This is a genomic window from Ferrovibrio sp. (assembly GCF_965278975.1).
Lineage (GTDB): Bacteria > Pseudomonadota > Alphaproteobacteria > Ferrovibrionales > Ferrovibrionaceae > Ferrovibrio.
The window spans coordinates 127253-152598 of sequence record NZ_OZ257126.1; the positions used below are offsets into that span (position 1 = coordinate 127253).

Here is a 25346-nt window from a genome sequence, read left to right on the forward strand (position 1 = left end):
AAATCACGCCGCCGGTTTCGGCTGCGGCTTGATGCGGAACCAGGCGGCGTAAAGCGCCGGCAGGAACAGCACCGTCAGCAACGTCGCCGCCGCCAGGCCGCCCATGATCGCCACCGCCATCGGGCCCCAGAAATTGGAGCGCGACAGCGGAATCATCGCCAGGATCGCCGCCAGGGCAGTGAGCACGATGGGGCGGAAACGCCGCATTGTCGCATCCACGATGGCATCGAAAGCGGCATGGCCGGCCAGGATATCCTGCTCGATCTGGTCCACCAGGATCACCGAATTGCGCATGATCATGCCGGCCAGCGCGATGGCGCCCAGCAGGGCGACGAAGCCGAACGGCACATTGAAGGCCAGCAAGGCCGCCGTGATGCCGATCAGGCCGAGGGGCGCCGTGAGTAGGACCAGCAGCATGCGCGACACCGACTGAAGCTGCACCACCAGCAGGGTCACCATGATCAGCACCATCACCGGCATCACCGCCGCCAGCGAGGCATTGCCCTTGGCGCTTTCCTCGATGGCGCCGCCCATGACGATGCGGTAGCCGGGCTGCAACTGCTTGCGCAGTTCATTCAGCAGCGGCTCGATCTGCATCGATACCACCGGCGCCTGGATGCCATCCACCACGTCGGCGCGCACGGTGATCACCGGCTGGCGGTCGCGGCGCCAGATGATGCCCTCCTCCATGGCGTAGTTCACATCCGCCACTTGGGTCAGCGGCACCGGGCGCGCACTCTCACCGCCACCGACATTCAAATCCTTGATGCCGGAAAGGCTGAGGCGTTCGGCTGCTTCGGCGCGGGCCACCACGTCGATCAGTTCCTTGCCCTCGCGGTATTGCGTGATGGTGACGCCGGTGAGCGCCGCATTCAGCGCACCGGCAAGATCCTGCGAGGAGATGCCGAGCAGGCGCGCCTTGGCCTGATCGACATTCAGCTTCACCACCTTGGAAAGCTCGTTCCAGTCCAGGTTCACGTCGCGGGTATTCGGATTGGCGCGCAATACCTCGGCGGCGGCGAAAGCGATCCGCCGCACTTCCAGCGGGTCCGGGCCACTGACGCGGAATTGCACCGGGAAGCCGACCGGCGGGCCGTTCTCCAGGCGATTGACGCGACCGCGCAGCAGGGTGAAATCCTCCTGGAAAGCCTGCATCAGCTTGGTGCGCAGGCGCTCGCGCTCGGCATCGCCCTTGGTCAGCACCACCACCTGGGCGAAATTGTCGTTCGGCAACTGGATGTCCAGCGGCAGGTAGAAGCGCGGCGCGCCGCTGCCGACATAGGTGGTGAAATTCTCCACATCCGGGTCGCCTTTCAGCATCGCCTCCAGCTTGAGGGCTTCCTGCTGTGTCGCCGCGATGCTGGCGCCTTGCGGCAAGCGCAGGTCCACCATCAGTTCCGGGCGGTTGGACGACGGGAAGAATTGCTGCTGCACGAATTTGAAGCCGAATACCGAGAGCGCGAAGATACCAAGCGTGACCGCGATGACGATCCACTTGAAGCGCACACACCAAGCCACCACCGGGCGGATAAAGCGGTAGATACCGCGCTTGTGCACATCGTCATGGGCATGGCCGGGCTTCGGATTGGGCAGCAGCTTGTAGCCGATGAAAGGCGTGAAGATCACTGCCACGATCCATGACACCACCAGCGATATGGTCACTACGGCGAAGATCGAGAAGGTATATTCACCCGCCGACGACTTGGCGAAACCGACCGGCACGAAACCGGCGGCCGTGATCAGTGTGCCGGTGAGCATCGGGAAAGCGGTGGATTTATAGGCGAAGCTGGCGGCATGGAAGCGGTCCATGCCCTGCTCCATCTTCACCTGCATCATCTCCACCGCGATGATGGCATCATCCACCAGCAGGCCGAGCGCGATGATCAGCGCCCCGAGCGAGATACGCTGGAAATCGATGCCGAAAATCTGCATGGCTGTGAAGGTGATCGCCAGCACCAGCGGGATGCAGAGCGCCACCACCAGGCCGGAACGCAGGCCGAGGCTCAGGAAACTGACGCCGAGTACGATGACCACGGCCTCCAGCAGCACCTTCATGAATTCATCGATGCTGCGTTGCACCACCTTGGGCTGGTCTGCCACCTGGTGCACATCGATGCCGATCGGCATGTCGGCCTTGATCTGTTTCAGCACCGGCGCGAGCCGCTCGCCAAGCTGGATCATGTTGCCACCCTTGGCCATCGAAATGGCCAGACCGATGGCGGGTTCGCCGTTATAGCGGAACTGCGCCGAGGGCGGATCGATATAGTCGCGCTTGATATCGGCGATATCGCCGAGCCGCAGCAGCCGGCCATTGGCCTGGATCGAGAGTTCGGTCAGTGACCGTACATCCTCGAAATCGCCTGAAACACGGGTATAGATGCGGTCAGACGCGGTCTGCACCAGGCCGGAAGCCGCCTGGGCATTCTGCTGCTGCACGATATTGATGATCTGCTGCGGCGACACGCCCAGGCTGGCGAGTTTCTTGTTCGAGAATTCGATATAAATGCGCTCCGGCTGCACGCCTAGAAGGTCGGCCTTGCCGACATCGCGCACGCGCAGCACCTCCTCGCGCACCGCCTCGACATAATCCTTCAATTCTCGATGCGTGAAACCATCGCTGGTGAAGGCATAGATGGTGCCGAAGGTATCGCCGAATTCATCGTTGAAGAATGGCCCCAGCGTTCCCTGCGGCAAGGTGTGCCGTATGTCGTTCACCTTCTTGCGCACCTGATACCACACGCCCTCCACCTGCTTCGGCGGCGTATCGTCGCGCAGCACGACATAGACCGTGGATTCACCGGCCTTGGAATAGCTCATGACATGGCTGAGATACGGCGTTTCCTGCAGCTTCTTCTCGACCTTGTCGGTAACCTGCTGCTCCATCTCGCGCGCCGTGGCGCCCGGCCAGTTGGTGCGCACGATCATCAGCTTGAAGGTGAAATCCGGGTCTTCGGCGCGGCCCAGGCTGAAATACGACATCGTGCCGGCCAACATCAGCACCACGATCAGGAAGGCGATCAGCGATGGATGCTTCAGTGCCCAGGCAGAGAGATTGTAGCGTTCAAGCTCGGCCTGATTCACAGCTTGGCCTCCGCCGTCTCCGGCAGCAGCCGCACCTTCTGGTTCGGGATCAGCTTGTGCACGCCGGCGGTGACCACCTTCTCGCCATGCTTCAGGCCATCATTGATCAGCACATACTTTTCAACATAGGCCGAGACTTGCACCGGGCGCAGGTTCACCGTCTCGGTGGCAGCGTCATAAATCCACACCGCCGGGCGGATCTGCGAGGGCTGGCCGCCCGCCTGGCCCGCCACCTGTTCCTGGTAAAGCGCGGAAAGCGGCAACGCCACCATGCGCTCGTCGCCGCGCCGCAAGATGGTGACGCTGGAGGTCATGCCGAGCCGCATGGTCGGCGGCGGACTCTGCACCGTCACCTTCACGGCATAGGTGCGCGTCACCGGGTCGGCGCCGGGTGCGATTTCGCGCACCACGCCGGCATAGCTCTGCTCCGGCTGCGACCACAATGCCAGACGGATCGAGGAAGCCTGGCGCAGTTCATCCAGCCGGTTCTCGGCGACGCTGAACACCACTTCCTTTTCTTCCGGCCGCGCCAGGCGCATCACGGTCTGGCCGGCGGCAACCACCTGGCCCGCTTCCACCGAGATCGAGGTGATGACGCCATCGGCATCGGCCTGCAATTCAGTATAGCCCTGCTGGTTCTGCATCACGCGCAGCTGCGAGCGTGCACTCTCAAGCCGGGCCTGGGCCGAATCCGCCACCGTGGTGCGGCGGTCGATCTCGGCCTGGCTGATCACCTTGGTTTCAAACAGCTTGCGATAGCGCGCCAGATCGGTCTGGGCCTGGTTATGGTCGGCCTGGGCAGCATTGAGCTGCGCCCGGGCATTCTCGATGGCAAGGCGGGTATCCTCGGGATCCAGGCGGGCCAGCAGCGCGCCCTTCTTCACCTCGGAGCCGATTTCGACATAGCGGGAGACGATCTTGCCACCGATGCGGAAGGCGAGATTGGTTTCGTAGCGGGCACGCACTTCGCCGGTATAGGTGGAGCGGCCCTCATAGGCTTGCGGCGATACGGTAGTGACACGCACCGGGCGGATCGGCTCTGGCGGCGGCGCCGGCTGGTCGCAGGCGGCAAGGCCGAGCATCAGCAGCGGCAGCAGGATGAGGAAAGGCTTGCGCATGGTCTCGTCTCCGCCTTTGGCGGCATCGAGACTAGCGATGCCGCCTAACTATCGTCGTCCTCTTCCGCCACGGGCAGGTCGCCCGGCGGATCGCTCTCCGGCGGCAGATGACCCTGACAGGCGCGGCTGAGTACATAGACCCGGATCGCGCTGGACAGGTTACCCTGCCGCGCCGCGTCAATATCGCTCACCATCTGATTGATGGTTTTGCCCTCGGCCTGGGCGAGACGACGCAGCGCATCCCAAAAGGCGCGTTCGAGCGAAATGCTGGTGCGATGGCCGCCGACGACCACCGACCGCTTTTTTACGGTTGTCGGCATCGTGCTGATCCATTCATTGCGTCGCGCGCGTCCCTGTAAGGCCGCTTTAGCATTGCCGGGGGGCGGGACAAAGTGAAGTTTGGCGCAAAACCGCGCCCGCGAAGCCGCCGCGTGATGGCGGTCACGAAAAACGGGCCGTCTGCCGCTGCGGCAGCCGGCCCGTTGCTATGGAGGCTGAGGGCGATCAAGTGAGCTTCGAGCAGAAGTCCTGGATACGCGTGCAGGCGTCTTTCAGCACCTCGGTGGAGGTGGCGTAGGAGATGCGGAAATGCGGGCTGAGGCCGAAGGCCGCACCGAACACCACCGCCACGCCCACTTCTTCCAGCAGCGCGTTGCAGAAATCCTCGTCGTTATTGATCTTCACGCCACCCGCCGAGGTCTTGCCGATGGCACCGGCGCAGCTCGGGTAGACATAGAAGGCGCCTTCCGGCTTCGGGCAATGGATGCCCTTGGCCTGGTTCAGCATGCTCACCACCAGATCGCGGCGCTGCTTGAACACGGCGTTGTTCTTCGGGATGAAGTCCTGCGGGCCGTTCAGCGCCTCGACGGCGGCGGCTTGGCTGATCGAGGATGGATTCGAGGTCGACTGCGACTGCAGGCTGCCCATCGCCTTGATCAACTGCACCGGGCCGGCGGCATAGCCGATGCGCCAGCCGGTCATGCAATAGGACTTCGACACGCCGTTCATGGTCAGCGTGCGGTCATAGAGCCGCGGCTCGACCTGGGCCGGGGTGGTGAACACGAAGTTGTCGTAGACCAGATGCTCATACATGTCGTCGGTAAGAATCCAGACATGCGGGTGCTTCAGCAGCACATCGGTCAGCGCCTTCAGCTCGTCGCGGGTATAGGCGGCGCCCGAAGGGTTCGACGGCGAATTCAGGATCAGCCACTTGGTCTTGGGCGTGATCGCCTTGTCCAGATCGGCGGCCTGCACCTTGAAGCCATGCTCGGCAGTGGTGGGCAACGCCACCGGCGTGCCACCGGCGAAATTCACGATATCCGGATAGCTCACCCAATAGGGCGCCGGAATGATCACTTCATCGCCGGGATTCACTGTGGCCAGCAGCGCATTGAACAGCACCTGCTTGCCGCCGGTGCCGACGCTGATCTGCTCGGGCTTGTAGTCGAGGCCGTTCTCGCGCTTGAACTTGGCGGCGATCGCCTGCTTCAGCGCGGCGGTGCCGTCCACATCGGTGTAGCGGGTTTCGCCACGGTCGATGGCGGCCTTGGCGGCGATGCGGATATTCTCGGGCGTATCGAAATCGGGCTCACCGGCACCAAGACCGATCACATCGCGGCCGGCAGCCTTGAGGGCGCGGGCCTTCTGGGTGGCGGCAATGGTGGCGGACGGCTTGATCCGACCGAGCGCCTCGGACAGAAACGGCATGGAAACGACTCCACAAGCTCATGGGGTTAACAGGCGCCGGGACATTACGCCGCAGCACGTCCCCAGGCAACCGCAACAATGTCCCAATTGTCGCTATCCTGGCGCCGATTTGAGCAGCCGGCCCAAGGCTTGGGCAAGGCCGGAACAGCCTCTGGTTAAGTGGCGGATTCCACCGTACTCGGACTGCCGTGCCCGGACTGGTCCTGGAATTGCATGCACTTATCCCCAGGCCACGTCGATTCCGCCTTGGCGCCTCATATTACAGCGGCATAAACTGCCCTGAGCGCGGCGCCTGGAGGATTCGTCAGGGCTGCGGCTTTACCCACGGGGAGACCTCTCGCAATGACCACCATGTTCAAGCTCTCGGCGGCCGTGCTCGGCCTCGGCCTGGCCTTTGGCGCCACCAGCCCTGCCGAAGCGCAAACCAAGTTCAAGTTCACCCTCGACTGGGCCTTCCAGGGTCCGACCTCGGCTTTCCTCTATGCCGACCAGAAGGGCTACTACAAGGCCGAGGGCCTGGACGTGACGCTGGATGCCGGCCAGGGTTCGGCCGGCGCGCTGCAGCGCGTCGCCACCGGCGCCTACGAGATGGGCTTTGCCGACGTCAACGCGCTGATCGAATACAACGTCGCCAATGCCGACAAGCAGGTAAAGGCGGTGATGATGGCGTATGACGCACCGCCCTTCGGCGTCTACGCGCTGAAGTCTTCCGGCATCAAGACGCCGAAGGACCTGGAAGGCAAGAAGCTCGGCGCCCCGGTATTCGATGCTTCCTTCAAGCTGTTCCCGGCCTTCGCCGCCAAAGCCGGCATCGACCGCAGCAAGATCACCTCGGTGAATCTGGCGCCGCCGCTGCGCGAGCCTTCGCTCAAGAATGGCAGCGTCGACTTCATCTCCGGCCACTACTTCTCGTCCTTCCTCGACCTGAAGAAGATCGGCGTAAAGCCCGAAGATATCGTGCCGCTGATCTATGCCGATTACGGCATGGACTTCTACGGCAACGCCGTGATCGCCTCGCCGGCCTTCATGCAGGCCAACCCGAATGCCATCAAGGGCTTCGTGAAGGCCACCATCAAGGCCTGGAAGGAAATCGCCGCCGACCCGACCCTGGGTGCCCGCGCCGCCAAGACCCGCGACGGCCTGATCGACGAGGGCTTGGAACTGGAGCGGCTCTACATGTCGCTGGAGCGTAACGTGCTCACCCCCTGGGTGAAGAAGAACGGCTTCGGCGACGTCGACACCGCGCGGCTTGAGCGTTCGGCGGAAGCCGTCGCCACCGCCGTGGGCCTGGCCCGGGCGCCGAAGGCTTCGGAACTGTTCACCGATGCGTTCCTGCCGCCCAAGGCAGAGCGCATGATGCCGAGCAAGTAACCTTCTGGTGCCGGGCGGGGCGTGACGCGCCGCTCGATCCGGGCTATAGAGTTCAGAATGATGCGATGACGGCAGGGGAATCCCCTGCCGTCTTTGTTTTGGGAGCCAGGGTTGCAAAAAATGCAAAGGCGGCATGCGGCATGAGCGCGCCTGACCAGTCTGGATCCGGCGGGGCGCCGAAGCGCGCCGGCCTTGGTTTCAGCGCCGCCGATTTCTATCTGCTGCTCACCGCGTTCATCTGGGGCAATACCTTCCCGGTGGCGAAATACATTCTCGGCTTCCTGCCGCCGATGGCCTATGCCTTCACCCGCTACATGCTCGCGGCCCTGGTGCTGCTCGCCCTGATGGCCATGCGTGGCGGCCTGCAGCCGCCGCGGCGCCGCGACATTCCGGCCTTGGCGCTGCTCGGCTTCGTCGGCGTCACCGTGATGCAGCTGTTGTGGACCAATGCACTCACCTTCACCGCCGCTTCCAAGGGCGCCATCCTGGTGGCGGTATCGCCGATCTTCGCCATGCTGATGACCACGATACGCAGCATGATCAAGGGCGAACGCTCGCCCGGCGCGCTGGCCTGGAGTGGCGTGCTGCTGTCTTTCGTCGGCGTATTCCTGGTGATCAACAACAGCTTTACCGGCCTGACGCTCTATGGCGGCGACTTGGTGGGCGACCTGATGTTCCTCGGCGTCGCCTTCTGCTGGGCGAGCTATTCAGTGATGGGGCCGCGCTATATCGCCAGCCTGGGCGCGCTGCGCGTCACCGCCTGGTCGATGCTGTTCGGCTCGCTGCTGCTGATCCCGTTCTCGGTCATGGATATTGGTCGCGCCGACTGGGCCGCCACCAACCTCACGATCTGGGTTGGTTTCCTTTTCACCTCGGTGGGTGCTGGCGCGCTCGGGTATCTGTGGTGGTATGAGGGGGTCGCCAAGCTGGGTGTGGCGCGGGCCTCCACCTATTCCTACCTGATCCCGGTTTTCGCCATGATCAGCGCCGCCCTAGTGCTGGGGGAAAGCATCAGTCTGGCGCAAAGCGTCGGCGCCGCCGTAGTGCTCGCCGGCCTGGCCATGACACGCCTTGGCACGCAGAGGAAGGCAAGCCCGAAAGGAAACCAGTAATGGCGGCTGACTGGTATTTCGACGACCTGCTGCCCGGCCACAGCTTCACCACGCCGGGCGTTACGGTGAGCGAGGCACAGATCCTCGATTTCGCCCGCGTCTACGATCCGCAGCCGTTCCATATCGATATTGAAGCCGCGCGCGGCACCGAATTCGGCGGCCTGATCGCTTCGGGCTTTCACACCCTGTCGCTCAGCTTCGCGCAATTCTTCCGCCTCGGCGTCTTCGCCAAGGCCAATCTGGGGTCACCCGGCATGGAGGACCTGCGCTGGCTGAAGCCGCTGCGCCCGGGCGATACCATCCGCGTCGAGGCCGAGGTGATGGAAGTGAAGCCGTCGCAATCCAAGCCGGACCGCGGCATCGTGGTGATGCGGCACGACACCTTCAATCAGCGCGGCGAATTGATCCTGACGGTGAATTGCTTGCATCGCTTGAAACGGCGGATAGACTAGGCGCCGGTCGGCGAGGCGGCCACCCGTCCGCGGAGAGGGCCAAGCCCACCTTCAGACAGCCGATTGGTCGCACGACCTTTCCTGCCCGTTCGCGGACACCGGGCCTATGGGAAAGGGCGTACCATGTCCACCACCGATACCCCCAAAGCAACCCGCGCGCTGCCTGAGCGTCCGTCGCGGGAAAATCTGCGCAAGCAGGCCAAGCGCCTGGCGCGCGAGGAAACACTGCAACTGGCCGAAGCCCAGCGCCGCCTGGCGCGGCAATATGGCGAGCCGAACTGGGCCGCGCTGATGCAACGCGTTGCTGCCCTGGAGCCGGCAAAGCCGCTGTCGCCGCTCAGCGCCGCCGCCCGCGCCGGCGATGTTGCCCTGGTGCGCCGGCTGCTCGGCGAAGGCCAGCCGGTCGAGGGCCTGGATGCCGATAGCGGCGCGCCGCTGTGGCAGGCCTGCGCCACCGATGCACCGGCGGAGGCGCGCGTGGCTATTGCCGAAGTCCTGCTTCTAGCCGGAGCAAATCCGCGCCGCGATGGTGCAAAGGAAACCGCGCTGCATGCCGCTGCCCGGCTGGGGCCGCTGGCCCTGGTAGAACTGCTGCTGCGCCATAATGCGCTGGAATGGCAACCCGATGCCAAACACCGCTCGCCCTTGCAGGCAGCGCGCAGCGGCAAGGCGGCCGAGCGCGAGGCGATCATCGAATTGCTGCACCGGCCGGTGATCCGCGATGCCGCTTTCCGCCACGCCGTCAGCCTGCTGCATGGCGGCGACGCCGCTGGATTGGCACGGTTGCTGGATGCAGAACCCCGCCTGCTGCGTGAGCACATCCTGGAACCGGACTGCTACCGCATCGCCACGCGGCAGCAGTATTTCCGCGACCCGAAGCTATTCTGGTTTATCGCCGGCAATCCCACCCTGGTGAAGAAACTGCCGCCCAACATGGCAGCCATGGCCGCCGACATGATCGCGCGTGGCGTGGCCCAGGAGGACCTCGACTATACGCTGGAACTGCTGATGACCAGTTCCGAGGCGCGCGACCAGGGCTTGCAGGATGAATTGATGGCCCTGCTGCTGCGTGCCGGTGCCCGCGCCGCGCCACGCGCCATCGAGATGACGCTGGGTCACCGCGAACATGCGCCGGTGCTGGCACTGCTGCGTGCCGGGCTGGAACTCAATGCGCCGATTGCCGCCTCATTGGGTTACCTGGACAAGCTGCCGGCGTTGCTGCGTACCGCCTCGCCCGAAGCCGTGCAGCAGGCTTTCGGCCTGGCGGTAATCAACCGCCAGAACGAGGCCGTCCGCCTGGCGCTGGCAGTCGGCGCCGATGTGAACGGCTTCCTGCCGGTGCATCGCCATTCGACCGCCCTGCATCAGGCGGCCATCGACGAGAATATCGAGCTGATCGCCTTACTGCTTGAGCATGGCGCGCGGCGCGATACCAAGGACACATTATGGGATGCGATGCCGCTCGACTGGGCGAACCACGGCAAGCATGAGCGCGCCGTGGCTTATTTCAAAAGCCTAGAGGCCTAGCGCGAAAACCAGGCCCGGCACCGGCTTGCCATCTTCCAGGCGCAGATCCACCGGCTTCAGGCTCAGCAGCCTGAAGCCGGCTTGTTCTGCCGTCTGACGCAGATAGCTTTCGGAATGGGCGAAGCGGCCGCTCTTGGCGGCCACGAAGCCCTCGGCAGGGTGGCGCTCGATGGTGGCAACGAAGCGGCCATCGGCCTGCAATGCCGCCTTGGCCGCCGCGAACACATCATCCAGCCTGCCGAAATAGGCCAGCACATCGGCGGCCAGCAGCAGGTCATAGCGCGCGGGACGAGCAGCGAGATAGGCCACGATCTCGGCCACGTCGAGCTGGTGGTAGAGCTTGCGCTCGGCCGCCTTCTCGATCATGCGCGGCGACAGGTCGATGCCATCCAGCCGCCGCACCAGGCCGGTCAGTTCCGGCGCCAGCAGGCCGGTGCCGCAGCCGAGGTCGAGTGCATGATCGGCCACGCGGCCACCCAATGCCTCGCGCGCCGCCATCGCCACATGCTGCGGCGCGCGGTATTCCAGCCAATGGGTCAGGGTGCGGTCGAAATTGTCGGCAAAGGCATCGAACAACTTCGCCACATAATCGGCATCGGCCTTTTCCGGCGTGACGCCGGAAAGAATCGCAGCCAGATGCGCCGCCTCGGCATGATCGGGCTGGAGGTGCAGCAGGCGGCGATAGGTGATCAGCGCATCGGCGCGGCGCTCCAGCCGCAATTGCAGCCGGCCGACCGAACGCAGCAGCAATTCGGAGTCAGGCTCGGCGGCCAAGGCACGCTGCTGCCGCGCCAGTTCCTCTGCCAGATCGCGCTGCTGCCGTTCGCGCGCCAGCAGGCTCTGCACCGGATCGGCCTGCGGCGCTGCCGCAGCCTCCACCGCCAGCGGCGCCTGCTGCCCGGCCAGGCCCATCAGCATAGCACTGACCGAGAGCGGCGCGCTTGTTGCGGCAGCCGGCGCCGCAGCACCGGCCTTGCCAAGCTTGCGCCGCTCGCGGCGATTCATTTAGGTACGGACCCCGATCAAGTACGAACCAGGGGTTTGTACTTGATGCGGTGCGGCTGGTCGGCGTCGGCGCCGAGACGCTTCTTCTTGTCCGCTTCGTAATCCTGATAGTTGCCCTCGAACCATTCGACATGGCTGTCGCCCTCGAAGGCCAGGATATGGGTGGCGAGGCGATCGAGGAACCAGCGGTCATGGCTGATGACGATGGCGCAGCCGGCGAAAGATTCCAGCGCCTCTTCCAGCGCACGCAGCGTATCGACATCGAGATCGTTGGTCGGCTCGTCGAGCAGCAGCAGGTTGGCGCCTTCCTTGAGCATCTTCGCCAGATGCAGGCGGTTGCGCTCACCGCCCGAGAGCATACCGACCTTCTTCTGCTGGTCGGCGCCCTTGAAGTTGAACCACGAGCAATAGGCGCGGCTCGGCACTTCGCGCTTGCCGAGCGTGATCATGTCGTTGCCGTTGGAGAGCTCCTCCCACACGGTCTTCTTGTCGTTCAAGCTGTCGCGGCTCTGGTCGACATAGCCAAGCTTGACGCTCTCGCCGACGCGCAAAGAACCACCATCGGGCTGCTCGGCGCCGGTGAGCATGCGGAACAGGGTGGTCTTGCCGGCGCCGTTCGGGCCGATCACGCCGACGATGCCGTTCGGCGGCAGCTTGAAGTTCAGGTTTTCCACCAGCAGGCGGTCGCCAAAGCCCTTGGTCAGGTTCTCGGCTTCGATCACCACATTGCCGAGGCGGGGGCCGGGCGGAATCGTGATGGTGACCTGTTCGGCCGCTTTATCCTGCTCCTGCGCCAACATTTCTTCATAAGCATTGAGGCGGGCCTTCGATTTGGCCTGGCGCGCGCGAGGGCTCTGTCGCACCCATTCCAGCTCGTTCTTGAGCGTGCGGCGGCGGGCATCCTCGGCCTTGCCTTCCTGCTCCAGGCGCTTCTCCTTCTGCTCCAGCCAGGAGGAGTAGTTGCCTTCCCAGGGGATGCCGGCGCCGCGATCCAGTTCCAGAATCCAGCCAGCGACATTGTCGAGGAAGTAGCGGTCGTGGGTCACCGCCACCACGGTACCCGGATATTCGTGCAGGAAGCGTTCGAGCCAGGCGACCGATTCAGCGTCGAGATGGTTGGTCGGCTCGTCGAGCAGCAGCATGTCGGGCTTCGAGAGCAGCAGGCGGCAAAGCGCGACGCGGCGGCGCTCACCGCCGGAAAGTTTGGTCACGTCCGCATCGCCCGGCGGGCAACGCAGCGCGTCCATGGCGATTTCGACATTGCGCTGCAGGTCCCAGGCATTCACGGCGTCGATCTTTTCCTGCAGTTCGGCCTGCTCGGCGATCAGCGCGTTCATCTCGTCGTCGTCGGTCACTTCACCGAACTTCATCGACACTTCGTCGAAGCGGTCGAGCAACGCCTTGGTTTCGGCAACGCCTTCCATCACGTTGCCCAGCACATCCTTGCTCGGATCGAGCGCCGGCTCCTGCGCCAGGTAACCGACCTTGACGCCTTCGGCCGCCCAGGCCTCGCCGGTGAATTCGCTATCCAGGCCGGCCATGATCTTGAGCAGGGTGGACTTGCCGGCGCCGTTCAGACCCAGCACGCCGATCTTGGCGCCGGGGAAAAAGCTGAGCCAGATGTTCTTCAACACCTGCTTGCCGCCCGGATAGGTCTTGTTCAGACCCTTCATTACATAAATGTATTGATAGGCGGCCATTGTTCTGCTCCGGGTGAATGCCTGCGAAATGTGGCGGATTTTTATAGAAAGCGGCGCCGCTATGCAATCGCGGGGGCCGGCGCCGCCCTGCAATGGGGCCGTTTCACCCCGCCATCAGGGCGCGCACATGGGCCGCCGAGGCGCTGGCCAATGCACGCAGGTCATAGCCGCCTTCCAGAGCCGAGACGACACGGCCCTCGGCGGTATCGGCGGCAATCTTCAGAAGCTGCTCCGTCACCCAGTAGTAATCATCGTCGGTGAAGTTCAACTGTGCCAGCGGATCGCGCGCATGGGCGTCGAAGCCTGCCGAAATCAGCAGCAATTCCGGCTTGAAACGGCGCAGTTCGGGCAGCAACTGCTCTGCCACGCGGGCGCGGAACTCGGACGAGCCGGCGAAGGGCCGCAACGGCAGGTTCAGAATGTTGCCGGCGATGCCATGCTCATGGGCATGGCCGGTACCCGGATAAAGCGGCGACTGGTGTGTTGAGGCATAGAACAGGTCGGGATCGTCGCTGAACGCGGCCTGGGTGCCATTGCCATGATGCACATCGAAATCGATCACCGCGACGCGGCGGACACCCCAGCGGGCGCGGGCATGCAGCGCCCCGATGGCAACATTGTTGAACAGGCAGAAACCCATGGCCTGATCCGGCTCGGCATGGTGGCCCGGCGGCCTGACGGCGCAGAAAGCATTGCGGATTTCGCCCTGCATCACCGCATCCACGGCGGCGCAGACCGCACCAGCCGCCCGTAGGGCCGCCTCGCCCGAACCCGGCGAAAGCACCGTGTCCCCATCAATAGTGGCATAGCCCTGGTCCGGCACGGCATCCAGCAGGGCTTCGGCAAAGCCCTCGCCATGCACCCGGGCAATTTGTGACAGTTCGGCCAGCGGCGCCTCGCGCCGGTCCAGCCAGGCGAATTCCTCGGTTTCCAGCCGGGCCAGAACCGCCCGCAACCTGTCCGAGCATTCAGGGTGCCCCGGCCCGGTATCGTGGTGCAGGCAAGCGCTATGGCTGTACAGGGCCGTAGCCATGACGGACATTTCCTCCGGGTGGCATTGCTATTGCACGCCAATACTCTCAGGCCGGCGTGAAGACCATGGCCGGGATGCTGCAAGCCGGGCGCAGGAAAGCGCCCTCCCGACCGTGTGAATAGCGCTAATTCTGTCATGCAAATACATGGCTAGGCAACGCTCTGGCGCCCCGTGTATTCTGCATGCAAGACAGGAAGGATTACCAAAGCCAATGAAACTATGGGGTCAGATCGTCGTCACCGGTATCATCCTGGGGGCGGGCGCAGCAGGGTATATGTATCGCGACCAGCTGCCGTTCATCGGCACGGGCGCGCAACCCACGGCGGCGCGGCCAGCCGCCACAGCCCCCGTGATCCCGGTGGAAACCCAGCCGGTACGGCGCATGGACGTGGCGCGCACCATGGAAGCGGTGGGCACGGCCCAGTCGAATGAAGCCGTCACCATCACCGCCAAGGGCAACGGCACCATCGAGCGGATCAATTTCCAGGAAGGCCAGATCGTCAAGGCCGGCGTGATCCTGGTGGAACTGGAAGCCGGTGAATCCACCGCCAAGCTGGCCGAGCTGCGCGCCGCCCGCGACGCCGCCAAGCTGGCCTATGAGCGTGCCGCCTCGCTGCTCGATACCAAGAATGTCGCCCAGGCCCGCGTCGACGAACTCGGCAAGGCCTTCGAAGCCGCCGAGGCGCGGCTGCGCGGCGAGCAGGCGAAATTCTCCGACAGCGTGATCCGCGCGCCCTTCTCCGGCCGGCTCGGCATGCGCCGGGTCTCGCTCGGCGCCCTGGTGAAGCCCGGCGACGCCATCACCACGCTGGACGATACCTCGGTGATCAAGCTGGAATTCGACGTGCCGGAAACCGTGCTCAGCGGCATCGCCCAGGGCAGCGCGGTGAGCGCCAAGGCCACCTCGATGCCGAACCGCAAGTTCGAAGGCATGGTCAGCACCGTCGACACCCGCATCGACCCGACCAAGCGCGCCATCCGCGTGCGCGCCAACATTCCCAATGCCGATGACGCTCTGAAGCCCGGCATGTTCATGACCGTGACCCTGAACATGGGCAAGGTGGCGGATGCCATGGTGGTGCCGGAAGAATCGCTGCTGGCCCAGGGCGGCGAGCAATTCGTGTTCGTGATCCGCGATGGCCGCGCCAGCCGCACCCGCGTCACCCTTGGCCAGCGCCTGCCCGGCCTGGCCCAGATCACCAACGGCCTGCGCCCGGATGATCAGGTGGCCATCACCGGCCTGCAGCAATTGCGCGATGGTTCGCGCGTGCGCCAGACCAATGCACCGGCCACACCCGCCCCGGGCGCCACGGCGCAGAAAACCGCAAGCTGAACCGGCAGGATTTAAGAGGCTTTAGCCATGGTTCTCTCCGACGTTTCGATCAAGCGACCGGTTTTCGCCACGGTGATGTCGCTGGTGCTGATCATTTTCGGCCTGTTCGCGCTGCGCGGCATGGCGGTGCGCGAATATCCCGATATCGACCCGCCGGCGGTGAATATCACGACTATCTACCGTGGTGCCTCGGCCGAGATCATCGAGAGCAAGATCACCCAGGTGATTGAAGACTCGGTGGCTGGCATCGAGGGCATCCGCACCATCACCTCCACCAGCCGCGAAGAATCCAGCGCCATCAGCATCGAGTTCAACCTCTCGCGCAATGTCGATGCCGCTGCCAACGACGTGCGCGACAAAGTCGGCCGCATCCTGTCCAAGCTGCCTGACGAAGCCGACCAGCCGATCATCGCCAAGACCGAGGCCGATGCCCGCCCGATCATCTATATCTCGCTGTTCTCCGACCGCCTCAGCCTGCTGGAACTGACCGACTACGCCGACCGCTACCTGGTCGACCAGATGTCGATCATCGATGGCGTCGCCTCGGTGAATATCTACGGCGCGCGGCGCTATTCCATGCGCGTCTATCTCGACCGCATGGCAATGGCTGCCCGCAATGTGACGGTGCAGGATATCGAGGACGCGATCCGGCGCCAGAATGTCGAACTGCCTTCGGGCCGTATCGAAAGCAACATGCGCGAATTCACCGTGCGCTCGGAATCCGGCCTGCGTACCGCGCAGCAATTCCGCAACGTGGTGCTGCGCGAGCAGGACGGCTACCTGCTGCGCCTGGGTGAAGTCGCCAAGGTGGAACTCGGTGCCGAGGATGACCGCACCGAGCAGCGCATCAACGGCGTCACCGCCATCGGCCTTGGCATCATCCGCCAGTCGAAAGCCAATGCAATGGAGATTTCCACCGGCGTGACCGCCACGGTGGAGCGCCTGCAGGGTAGCCTGCCGACCGGCGTACGTATGGAAGTGACCTACGACCAGTCGAAATTCATCAGCCAGTCGATCTATGAAGTGTTCCATGCGCTCACCGTGGCGCTGTCGCTGGTGATCGGCGTGATCTTCCTGTTCCTGCGCTCCTGGCGCGCCACGCTGATTCCGGCCGTCGCCATCCCGGTTTCGGTTATCGGCAGCTTCATGGTGATCGGCGGACTGGGCTATTCGATCAACGTGCTGACCCTGCTGGCCCTGGTGCTGGCTATCGGCCTGGTAGTGGACGACGCCATCGTGGTGCTGGAAAACATCCACCGCCGCATCGAACTCGGAGAACCACCACTGCTGGCCAGCTTGCGCGGCGCGCGCCAGATCGGCTTCGCGGTGATCGCCACCACGGTGGTGCTGATCGCCGTGTTCGTGCCGATCTCGCTGATGGACGGCAATACCGGGCGCCTGTTCCGCGAATTCGGCATGAGCGTGGCGGCGGCGGTATTATTCTCCGGTTTCGTGGCGCTGACCCTGACGCCAATGATGTGTTCCAAGCTGCTGCACGAGGCCAAGGACGAAGGCTGGTTCTACCGCGTGACGGAGAAATTCTTCGTCGGCATGAGCAATGCCTATGGCGCCATCCTGCGCCTGTCGCTGGGTGCGCCGGTTATTGTGCTGGCGCTGGGCCTGTTGGCTTCCGGCGCGGCTTTCATGATGTTCAAGTCGCTGCCGCGCGAATTCGCGCCAACCGAAGACCGCGGCGTGTTCTTCGTCATTATCGAAGGCCCGGAAGGCTCGTCCTATGATTATACCCGCCGCAACGTGGTGCTGATCGAGCAGGCGCTGGAGAAGCATATCAAGTCCGGCGCCGTCACCGTGGTGCAATCCAACGTGGCGCCGGCCTGGGGCGGCCGGCCCTCGCCGGTCAATTCCGGCATGATCGTGGTGCGCATGGCCGATTGGAGCGAGCGCAGCGTGAAGCAGCAGCAGGTGGCGCGCCAGGTGTTCCAGGAACTGCAGGCACAGACCGGCGTGCGCGCCGTGGTGGTCAATCCACCGAGCCTCGGCCTGCCCGGCGCCCAGACCCCGATACGCTTCATCCTCGGCGGCTCGACCTACCAGCAGCTTGACGACTGGTCCGACCGCATCATCGAGCGTGCGCTGCAGAATCCGAACCTGATCGGCGTGAAGAAGAACTACCTGCCGACCCGGCCGGAAATCCAGGTGCAGATCGACCGCGACCGCGCCGCCGATCTTGGGGTGCCGATCGAAACCATCGGCCGCACGCTGGAAACCATGCTGGGCTCGCGCGAGGTGACCAATTTCCAGCGCGACGGCAAGCAGTACAAGGTGCTGGTGCAGGCCCCGGTCGAGCAGCGCGTAACGCCCAACGACATGAACAACATCTATGTGCGTGGCAGCAATACCGGCGGCAAGCTGGTGCCGCTGGCCAGCCTGGTGTCGCTCAAAGAAGGCGCCAATGCGCGCGAACTGGTGCGCACCGACCGCCTGCGTTCGGTGATGATCGAAGCCTCTATGACACCGGGTTACACGCTGGGCCAGGCGCTGGATTATCTCGATGGCGTCGCCGCCGAAGTATTGCCGCCTGAGGTGCGCATCTCCTATTCCGGCCAGAGCCGCGAATACAAGGATTCATCCTCGGCGATCTTCGTCACCTTCGCGCTGGCGCTGATCGTGGTGTTCCTGGTGCTGGCCGGCCAGTTTGAAAGCTGGATACATCCGATCATCATCATCCTGTCGGTGCCCCTGGCGGTAACCGGCGCGCTGGCCGCCCTGCTGCTCTCCGGTCAGACCCTGAACATCTACAGCCAGATCGGCATCATCATGCTGGTGGGCCTGATCGCCAAGAATGGCATTCTGATCGTGGAATTCGCCAACCAGCTGCGCGATGAAGGCCGCGATATCTACGATGCGGCGGTGGAAGCCTCCGTCGCCCGTCTGCGCCCGATCCTGATGACCACCATCGCCACCATCTTCGGCGCTGTGCCGCTGGCCTATGCCCAGGGTGCCGGTGCCGAAAGCCGCCAGGCGCTCGGCTGGGTGATCGTCGGCGGCATGTCGTTTGCCACCCTGCTGAGCCTGTTCGTGGTGCCGGTGCTGTATCTGCTGCTGGCACGCTTCACCAAGCCCGCCGGCTATATTGCCAAGCGCCTCTCCGAAATGGAGAGCCGCCCCGATGTCGACAACGCCAAGCCGGAACCCGCTGAATGAGCCCGCAAGACGATTTCGCCGCCGCTCTGGCACAAGCTCAGGCCGCCGTTGCCGGCATGGCCGAGCAGTATATCGGCTGGGTCACCGCCGATCTCGAACGGCTGGATCAGGCCATTGCCCGTATCGATGGCGCCAGCCCGGCCCTGGGCCTCAAAGGGGTTTATGAGGTGGCGCATGACATCAAGGGCCAGGGCGCCACGTTCGGCTACCGCCTGATCACCGATATCGGCGCCCTGCTCTGCCGCTACCTGCATGTGGCCGGAGAGCGCAATGCCTACGATCCCGCCGTGATCGATGCCCATGTGCAGGCTCTGCGCACGGTGATCGACAACCGCGTGCAGGGCGATGCGGGTGATCTGGGCAAGGAAATCCTCGCCAGCCTGGCCGCCGCCGCTGAACGCTGAACATTGAACTCTGAAACCTATCGCTTCTTGTCGCTGGCGCGGCGGAACGGCCCGGCATAATCGGCACGCGTCTGGCGCCGACGGTCGGGGCCGAAATAGCTTTCGACGCGGACGAACTTGCGCGGTGTCTCGATCACCTCGGTCAGCTTCTGGCGCAAGGCCTGGGGTGACAGCGGCGGCACCAGGATGCCATGCACGCCGGCATCCAGGGCGGCACGGGCGCGCTCCAGGGTTAACGCCGTAATCACCGTCAGGCAGGGCAGGAAGGGATTGGGCGAGTCCGCCTCGCGGCGCAGCCGGCGCATCAGCCCCGCCGCCTTGCCGGCATCATCCCAGCGCAGCAACAGCACATCCGCCGCACCCTGGCCGGCAAGCCGTGGCCAGACTTGGCTGGCATCGCCCAGAACCTGAAGATTGCGCAGGCCAAGCCCGGCCCCGAGCTGGCGCCATAACGGCGCCGCGCCCGGCTCGCCATCCAGGATCACCACAGAGAGGCGTGCCAGGTCGAAAGCCATGGCCGATCTTAACACATCGGCCTAACACATAGGTATGATCCCTGCGACGATCCGCCCCGCATTCACCCCCTAGCCAGCCCGCCGCCGGGGCCGTTAGAATGGCCCCCACCAGCAGTTCAAGCAATTCAAGGCCTTGGCGGCCAGTACATCACCTGCTGCCCGCTGGCCCGGAGCGTGCCCCATGGATTACGAAAGCCAATTCGGCCGTGCCGTCGACGCGCTCCGCGCCGAGAAGCGCTATCGCGTCTTCACCGAACTGGCACGCGAGGCGGGCAGTTTCCCGGTAGCCGACAACTTTTCCGGCATTGGCCCGGGCCGCATCACCATCTGGTGCTCCAATGATTATCTCGGCATGGGCCAGCATCCGGTGGTGACGGAAGCGATGGTGACCGCCGTGCAGCGTTATGGCGCTGGTGCTGGCGGCACGCGCAACATTTCCGGTAACCACCACGCCATTGTTGAACTGGAAACCGAACTCGCCGATCTGCATGGCAAGGAGGCCGCACTGGCCTTCGGTTCGGGCTATGTCGCCAACCAGGCGACGCTGTCCACGCTCGGCAAGCTGCTGCCCGGCTGCATCATCCTGTCCGATGCCGATAACCACAATTCGATGATCGAGGGCATCCGCCAGAGCGGCTGCGAGCGCCGCGTGTGGCGCCACAATGATCTGGCCCATCTGGAAGAGCTGCTGATGGAACAGCCGCTCGACCGCCCGAAGATGATCGCCTTCGAGAGCGTCTATTCCATGGATGGCGATATCGCGCCGATCCATGCCATCTGCGATCTCGCCGACAAGTATGGCGCCATGACCTACCTGGACGAAGTCCATGCCGTCGGCCTTTATGGCAACCGGGGTGGCGGTGTTGCCGACCGCGACGATGCCATGCACCGCATCACCGTGATCCAGGGCACGCTCGGCAAGGCTTTCGGCGTGGTTGGCGGCTATATCGCCGGCTCGCGCAATCTGGTCGATGCGATCCGCTCCTATGCTTCCGGCTTCATCTTCACCACCACAATGCCGCCGGCCGTGGCCGCCGCCGCCGCCGCCAGCGTGCGCTATCTGAAGCAGAGCCAGGTGGAACGCGCCCGGCACCAGGAACGTGCCGCCACCTTGCGCCGCCTGCTGCTCAATGCCGGCCTGCCGGTACTGGTGAACAAGAGCCATATCGTGCCGGTGATGGTGAGCGATCCGGCCTTGTGCAAGCAGGCCAGCGACCTGCTGCTGGCCGACCACGGCATCTACATCCAGCCGATCAATTATCCCACGGTGCCGCGCGGCACCGAGCGGCTGCGCATCACGCCGACGCCGGTGCATACCGATGCGATGATGCATGATCTGACCCATGCGCTGCTCAGCGTCTGGCAGCAACTGGGCCTGCGCCGACAAGCGGCCTGATCAGGCAGCCTGATTCCGTCATATTATGGTTTTTTGACCCAGCATCGCTGCCTAATTTTGATGCGTAGGCACGCTGTTGTATAAAACGCATGGCCACGGCCTTGCGTCAGGCTGCATTCGTGGTCAGAATCAATCGCAGGCGGACCAAAAGCATGCCGGAAGCATGATAGTGGCGGGACGCGTATATTCAGTGCTTGGGCTTGGGGATCATGGTTGCTCGCGTATATAAGTCGCTTGAGGATTTCGGCTTCATGCCGGCGGATGCGCAGCATCTGGCCCAGCGGCTGCGTTATTCGCATGTGGTTTTCATTGCCGGCCCACCTGGCGGCGGCAAGACTGCCTGCGCCACCATGCTCGGCTGGTTCCTGTTTCAGGGCATGAAACGCCCTTTTCGTGCCGATGGCGCGCAGCTTACCAATGAAGGCGTGCGCGATGCCGCGCGCCAGGGTACCCATGGCCTGTTCTTCAACGAAGTGGCGACCCAGGCCGATCTGACCAAGGTGGTCTATGCCGCCGATTGCCGCATGGTCTCGCTGGCCACCAGCGTGATCGCCGAGCCGAAAGTGCCGCAGATTTTCCAGATCCTGAATTTCTTCAATCCGGGCGTGGCCGCGCGCAAGGACCTGATCATCATCGGTGTCGAACCCGATACCGATTCCGCCGAAGAACGCTTCCGGGTCGACTGCAAATTCCCGACCTCGCCGCTGCCGGCCTGATTTTGAGCTATCGGCTCAGGCGGATATCCACTTCCCGCTCGACATAGCGCCATTCCTCACTCTGGCGCAGGCGGCGCACCAGTTCCTCGAACGCCTCGGCCTGTTCGGGCGCATATTCGAACCAGGTAAGGAAATCGAACGGCTCGCCAAGGTCGCGGCTATGATGCAGCCGCCGCGCCACCGCCGGCAGGTATTCCAGGCCGATGGCGATATGGCGGGACTGTTCCTCCAGGATCGCCCGGCGCTCATCCTGTGCCAGACTCCACCAGGCTTCGGATTTGCGGATCGGGATCAGCGCCGCGCGCGTTGCCTGTACGCGCCCCAGTCCCTCCTGCACGGCGCCAAGCGCCGTCAGTTCGGGCCGGCTGGTATAGCGGGTGTTGGAGGTGACGCCGCGCAGGCTCCAGGCCGCGCCCACGGACATCGCGCCCGCGCCTTCAATCACCGCCAGGCGGGCAGCGGGGGCCAAGCCATCGCCGATATAGGCGGCGATTTTTTCGATCCGCCAGGGGCCGGTATCGCCAGCCACGAAGGCGACGGGAAGCGGAGGGGGCATGAGAAAATGCTAGCTGCCGCGTTGCAGCGCAGCAAGCTAATTTCGGATCACCAGCGCGTCATCCAGGCTCACGCGTTCGAGCAGCGTCAGCAGATCCTCGCGCCGCACGGCGACACAGCCTTCGGTGGGCGCATATCCGTCGCGCGCCACATGCAGGAAGGTGGCGCTGCCCAGACCCGGCACCGGCGGATCATCATTATGCCCCAGCACCACGATCAGGTCGTAGACATGATCCTCGCGCCACAGTTTCTCATGGCCGGCCGCGAAAGGCAGCCGCACCGGCCGGTTATAGGCCGGATCGGCGGGATCGTCGCACCAGCCCATGGCGCTATCCAGCGGCACCAGCGGCAGCACGCTGCGCGGCGGCGCCACACGGTCCTGGCGGATGAACACCAGCCGCAGCGGCCAGCGCCCCAAAGGCGTGGCACCATCGCCTTCGCGCTTTTCAGATGCAGGCTTGCAGCCGCCTTTGCCGAGGGCGCAGCGTATACGGATGCCGCCATGCTCAAGCCAGCCAGCGCAGCCATCGGCATCCGGTGTCACGATGATATCGCTCATGCGAGCACCTCTAGACCAGTAGCCGGGCCAGCAGGCCATCCAGCACGGCGCGGCCTTCGATGGTCGCCACCAGCCGAGCCTCGTCGCGCTTGAGCAGCCCGGCCTGTTCCAGCGGCGCCGAACGCTGGCGCGGCACCAGATCATCCAGCCCGAAACCGCTGACCACGCGCAGATTGGCATCATGTACACCTTCGGCCAGCCGCAGGCCCATCATCAGGGCTTCCTCGGCGCGCTCGCGGTTGTCGATCGCTGTCATGGCTTCGCGGCCATGGCCCTGGGCTTCCACCTGCTCCAGCCAGATTTCCGGCTTGCGCCGGGTCTGCGTTGCCAGCCAGGTGCCGGCGGCATCACGCACCCGGCCATGGGCGCCGGGGCCGATGCCGAGATAAGCACCGGAGCGCCAGTAGACCAGGTTATGCCGGCTCTCCCCCCCCAGCTTTCCGCCCGATGCCGGCTTGGCATGATTGGAAATCTCGTAAGCCGGCAGCCCGGCCTCGGCCATGATTTCCTGCGTCAGATCGTATAGCGCCGCCTGATCATCCGCAGGCATCGGCTGCAAGGTGCCGCGCGCCACCGCCCCGGCAAAGCCAGTATTCGGCTCGATGGTCAGGGTGTAGAGCGAGAGATGGTCGCCAGCGAGATCGAGGGCGGCGCGCAATTCGTCACGCCAGGCGGCGGCGGTCTGTTCAGGCCGGGCATAGATCAGATCGAAGGAATAGCGCGGCACGGCGGCACGCGCGGCCTTGATCGCCTTGCGGGCCTCATCGGCATCATGGGCGCGGCTGAGGAATTTCAGCACGCCCGCATCGAAACTCTGCACGCCGATGGAAAAGCGGTTCACCCCGGCGGCGGCGAAACCAGCGAATTTCGCCGCTTCCGCCGAATTCGGATTGGCTTCCAGGGTGATCTCGATATCACCGGCGAAGCCCCACAGGCTTTCCGCCCGGCGCAAGATCGCCGCCGTGGTTTCCGGCGCCATCAGCGATGGCGTGCCGCCGCCGAAGAAGATCGAGGTGAGCGTCTCGCCCTGGCCATAGCCGGCCTCGGCGTAATGGTTCAGTTCGGCCAGCAGCGCGTCGCGCCAGCGTGCCTCGTCGACACGCTCGCGCACATGGGAATTGAAATCACAATAGGGGCATTTCGAGACGCAGAAAGGCCAATGCACATAAAGGCCGAAACCGCGTGGCGGGATGCTGTCAGGCGAAACAGGCATCGATGAGCTGGCGGAAGGCCAGCGCGCGATGGCTGATCGCGTGCTTCGCCTCCGGCTCCATTTCGCCGAAGCTGAGATCCTGGCCATCGGCAAGGAACATCGGATCATAACCGAAGCCCTTGGTGCCGCGCGGCGGCCAGACAAGCTGCCCCGGCAGGATACCGGAGAAGCTTTCCGTGTGGCCATCGGGCCAGGCCAACGTGAGCACGCAGACGAATTGCGCGCTAATCACACCCTTGGCACCGGACTTCTCCACCGCGTCCCACACCTTGCGCATGGCAAGCTGGAAATCCTTCTCCGGCCCGGCCCAGCGCGCCGAATAGATGCCGGGATCGCCATGCAGGCAATCGACACTCATGCCGGAATCATCGGCGAGTGCCGGCAGGTTGGCGCCACGCGCCGAGGCCAGCGCCTTCAATTCGGCATTGGCAACGAAAGTGCTGCCGGTCTCTTCCGGTTCCGGCAAACCGAGATCGCCGGCGGAAACCGCATCGACGTTGAACGGTGCCAGCAAGGCTGCGATTTCGCGCAGCTTGCCCTTGTTATGGCTGGCGATGACCAGCTTGCCGCCGTCAAACCGCCGCGCCATCGCTGTTACTTTCCAATAGCCTGGCGCTGCAGCGTGATCAGTTCGCCGACGCCCTTCTTGGCCAGCCGCAGCATGCCGAGGAACACATCCTCCGGGAAGGCTTCCTTCTCCGCCGTGCCCTGGATCTCGACGATATGGCCGGCATCGGTGAGCACGAAATTGGCATCGGCCTCGGCGCCGCTATCCTCGATATAATCGACATCGAGCACCGGCTGGCCCTGCACCAGGCCGCAGCTTACCGCCGCCACCTGGCCGGTGAGCGGGATCGACGCGATGGCGCCGGACTGCACCAGCTTCTGGAAAGCGAAATAGAGCGCCACCCAGCTGCCAGTGATCGCGGCGGTGCGGGTGCCGCCATCGGCCTGCAGCACATCGCAATCGAGGCGGATCTGGCGCTCGCCAAAACCATCGAGCTTGGTGACGGCGCGCAAGGAGCGGCCCACCAAGCGCTGGATTTCCTGCGTGCGGCCAGACTGCTTGCCCTTCGCGGCTTCGCGCTCGGTGCGGCTATGGGTGGAGCGCGGCAGCATGCCGTATTCCGCCGTCACCCAGCCGCGGCCGGTATTGCGCAGGAAGGGCGGCACGCGCTCTTCCACCGTGGCGGCGCAAAGCACATGGGTCTCGCCGAACTTCACCAGGCAGGAGCCTTCAGCATATTTGGCGAAGCCGGGTTCGAGCCGGATGGCGCGCAGTTGATCGGGGGCGCGGCCGCTCGGGCGCATGGGCGAACTCCTTGGCTGGGAAAGACAATAAGCCCTTCTAGTGGAGCCCATGGGCAGCGGCAAGAGCCGGCCG

22 protein-coding genes are annotated in these 25346 nt (G+C 64.3%); 9 read left to right on the plus strand and 13 right to left on the minus strand.

What is annotated here, in order from left to right; all coding sequences use genetic code 11:
• Positions 1-3: 3 nt before the first annotated feature.
• The 4 genes from ACQY7X_RS00655 to ACQY7X_RS00670 all read right to left on the minus strand — a co-directional run bounded on the left by ACQY7X_RS00655 (position 4) and on the right by ACQY7X_RS00670 (position 5906).
• Positions 4-3081, minus strand: coding sequence for an efflux RND transporter permease subunit (locus ACQY7X_RS00655; protein WP_428247908.1), 3078 nt, complete (start codon positions 3079-3081; stop codon positions 4-6).
• Entirely contained in the window at positions 3078-4199 is a 1122-nt protein-coding gene (locus ACQY7X_RS00660; protein WP_428247909.1) for an efflux RND transporter periplasmic adaptor subunit, read from the minus strand. The genes ACQY7X_RS00655 and ACQY7X_RS00660 overlap by 4 nt, the downstream gene beginning before the upstream one ends.
• Before the next feature lie 44 nt (positions 4200-4243).
• The gene (locus tag ACQY7X_RS00665) at positions 4244-4519 is read right to left on the minus strand and encodes a ribbon-helix-helix domain-containing protein (protein WP_428247910.1); all 276 of its coding nucleotides are present in this window, start codon (positions 4517-4519) and stop codon (positions 4244-4246) included.
• A 184-nt stretch (positions 4520-4703) separates the two neighbouring features.
• A complete protein-coding gene (locus ACQY7X_RS00670; RefSeq protein ID WP_428247911.1) occupies positions 4704-5906 on the minus strand; it encodes a pyridoxal phosphate-dependent aminotransferase in 1203 nt (400 codons plus the stop codon).
• Between the two features lie 342 nt (positions 5907-6248).
• On the opposite strand from ACQY7X_RS00670, the gene ACQY7X_RS00675 reads away from it, so the two are divergent.
• From ACQY7X_RS00675 to ACQY7X_RS00690, 4 genes are all read left to right on the plus strand, one after another.
• Positions 6249-7277: an ABC transporter substrate-binding protein gene (locus ACQY7X_RS00675; protein ID WP_428247912.1), complete on the plus strand. Its 1029-nt coding sequence runs from the start codon at positions 6249-6251 to the stop codon at positions 7275-7277.
• A gap of 140 nt (positions 7278-7417) precedes the next feature.
• Positions 7418-8389, plus strand: coding sequence for a DMT family transporter (locus ACQY7X_RS00680; protein WP_428247913.1), 972 nt, complete (start codon positions 7418-7420; stop codon positions 8387-8389).
• Positions 8389-8841, plus strand: coding sequence for a MaoC family dehydratase (locus ACQY7X_RS00685; protein WP_428247914.1), 453 nt, complete (start codon positions 8389-8391; stop codon positions 8839-8841). Before ACQY7X_RS00680 ends, ACQY7X_RS00685 begins: the two co-directional genes overlap by 1 nt.
• A gap of 123 nt (positions 8842-8964) precedes the next feature.
• On the plus strand, positions 8965-10368 hold the full coding sequence (locus ACQY7X_RS00690) for an ankyrin repeat domain-containing protein (protein ID WP_428247915.1): 1404 nt from the start codon (positions 8965-8967) through the stop codon (positions 10366-10368).
• Here the strand turns inward: ACQY7X_RS00690 and ACQY7X_RS00695 are convergent.
• The 3 genes from ACQY7X_RS00695 to ACQY7X_RS00705 form a co-directional block, all read right to left on the minus strand.
• Positions 10357-11373, minus strand: a complete 1017-nt coding sequence (locus ACQY7X_RS00695; protein ID WP_428247916.1) for a methyltransferase domain-containing protein — start codon at positions 11371-11373, stop codon at positions 10357-10359. The genes ACQY7X_RS00690 and ACQY7X_RS00695 overlap by 12 nt on opposite strands.
• A gap of 17 nt (positions 11374-11390) precedes the next feature.
• On the minus strand, positions 11391-13073 hold the full coding sequence (gene ettA / locus ACQY7X_RS00700) for an energy-dependent translational throttle protein EttA (protein WP_428247917.1): 1683 nt from the start codon (positions 13071-13073) through the stop codon (positions 11391-11393).
• Between the two features lie 103 nt (positions 13074-13176).
• Positions 13177-14106 carry a histone deacetylase family protein gene (locus tag ACQY7X_RS00705; protein WP_428247918.1) on the minus strand — a complete coding sequence of 310 codons (930 nt, stop codon included), beginning with the start codon at positions 14104-14106 and terminating at the stop codon, positions 13177-13179.
• A 211-nt stretch (positions 14107-14317) separates the two neighbouring features.
• On the opposite strand from ACQY7X_RS00705, the gene ACQY7X_RS00710 reads away from it, so the two are divergent.
• The 3 genes from ACQY7X_RS00710 to ACQY7X_RS00720 are packed head-to-tail and all read left to right on the plus strand — an operon-like array spanning position 14318 to position 19008.
• Positions 14318-15439 carry an efflux RND transporter periplasmic adaptor subunit gene (locus ACQY7X_RS00710; protein ID WP_428247919.1) on the plus strand — a complete coding sequence of 374 codons (1122 nt, stop codon included), beginning with the start codon at positions 14318-14320 and terminating at the stop codon, positions 15437-15439.
• 27 nt (positions 15440-15466) lie between these two features.
• Complete coding sequence (locus ACQY7X_RS00715) at positions 15467-18604, plus strand: efflux RND transporter permease subunit (RefSeq protein ID WP_428247920.1); 3138 nt, start codon at positions 15467-15469, stop codon at positions 18602-18604.
• A complete protein-coding gene (locus ACQY7X_RS00720; RefSeq protein ID WP_428247921.1) occupies positions 18601-19008 on the plus strand; it encodes an Hpt domain-containing protein in 408 nt (135 codons plus the stop codon). The genes ACQY7X_RS00715 and ACQY7X_RS00720 overlap by 4 nt, the downstream gene beginning before the upstream one ends.
• Positions 19009-19025: 17 nt before the next feature.
• Here the strand turns inward: ACQY7X_RS00720 and ACQY7X_RS00725 are convergent, their stop codons facing one another.
• Positions 19026-19523, minus strand: coding sequence for a hypothetical protein (locus ACQY7X_RS00725; RefSeq protein ID WP_428247922.1), 498 nt, complete (start codon positions 19521-19523; stop codon positions 19026-19028).
• 181 nt (positions 19524-19704) lie between these two features.
• Between ACQY7X_RS00725 and hemA the strand changes: the two genes are divergently transcribed.
• A complete protein-coding gene (gene hemA, locus ACQY7X_RS00730) occupies positions 19705-20919 on the plus strand; it encodes a 5-aminolevulinate synthase (protein WP_428247923.1) in 1215 nt (404 codons plus the stop codon).
• Between the two features lie 209 nt (positions 20920-21128).
• Positions 21129-21635: a hypothetical protein gene (locus tag ACQY7X_RS00735; RefSeq protein WP_428247924.1), complete on the plus strand. Its 507-nt coding sequence runs from the start codon at positions 21129-21131 to the stop codon at positions 21633-21635.
• A 7-nt stretch (positions 21636-21642) separates the two neighbouring features.
• Here ACQY7X_RS00735 and ACQY7X_RS00740 read toward each other — a convergent pair whose 3' ends face one another.
• Genes ACQY7X_RS00740 through rph form a run of 5 tightly spaced genes read right to left on the minus strand, consistent with a single transcriptional unit; the run spans position 21643 to position 25273 of the window.
• On the minus strand, positions 21643-22191 hold the full coding sequence (locus ACQY7X_RS00740; RefSeq protein WP_428247925.1) for a chlorite dismutase family protein: 549 nt from the start codon (positions 22189-22191) through the stop codon (positions 21643-21645).
• A gap of 36 nt (positions 22192-22227) precedes the next feature.
• Entirely contained in the window at positions 22228-22749 is a 522-nt protein-coding gene (locus ACQY7X_RS00745; RefSeq protein ID WP_428247926.1) for a L,D-transpeptidase family protein, read from the minus strand.
• A 10-nt stretch (positions 22750-22759) separates the two neighbouring features.
• Positions 22760-23962 carry a radical SAM family heme chaperone HemW gene (hemW, locus tag ACQY7X_RS00750; protein ID WP_428247927.1) on the minus strand — a complete coding sequence of 401 codons (1203 nt, stop codon included), beginning with the start codon at positions 23960-23962 and terminating at the stop codon, positions 22760-22762.
• Complete coding sequence (rdgB, locus tag ACQY7X_RS00755) at positions 23946-24551, minus strand: RdgB/HAM1 family non-canonical purine NTP pyrophosphatase (RefSeq protein ID WP_428247928.1); 606 nt, start codon at positions 24549-24551, stop codon at positions 23946-23948. Before rdgB ends, hemW begins: the two co-directional genes overlap by 17 nt.
• A 5-nt stretch (positions 24552-24556) precedes the next feature.
• Positions 24557-25273, minus strand: coding sequence for a ribonuclease PH (gene rph / locus ACQY7X_RS00760; protein WP_428247929.1), 717 nt, complete (start codon positions 25271-25273; stop codon positions 24557-24559).
• Positions 25274-25346 lie beyond the last annotated feature (73 nt).